The 278-nt window shown below is 63.7% G+C and carries 1 pseudogene; it reads right to left on the bottom strand.

The features are described 5' to 3' along the window. Nucleotides 1-278 (bottom strand): annotated as a pseudogene (locus SM753_RS20470) (methyl-accepting chemotaxis protein); the annotation flags it as partial.

The raw sequence follows: 278 nt of genomic DNA, 5'->3' as shown, positions 1-278 counted from the left end.
CCGGTATCCACCACCTGGCCGCCGCGCGCGGCGGTTTCGGAGGCATTTTTTGCCAGCAGCGTTGCCTGACGGGCGTTATCGGAGTTCTGCTTAACGGTCGCCGTCAGCTCTTCCATGCTGGCGGCGGTCTCTTCCAGCGAGGCGGCCTGCTGCTCGGTACGGGCGGAGAGATCGTTGCTGCCCGCGGCAATTTCACCTGCGCCCGTATAGATAGAATCGGTACTGCCGCGCACGGCGCTGACGGTGCTCACCAGCGAGTTCTGCATCTCATGAAGACC

It is taken from the genome of Halostella sp. PRR32, from assembly GCF_034808085.1.
GTDB lineage: Archaea > Halobacteriota > Halobacteria > Halobacteriales > Natronoarchaeaceae > Halostella > Halostella pelagica.
This window is presented reverse-complemented; position numbering and strand designations above follow the sequence as displayed.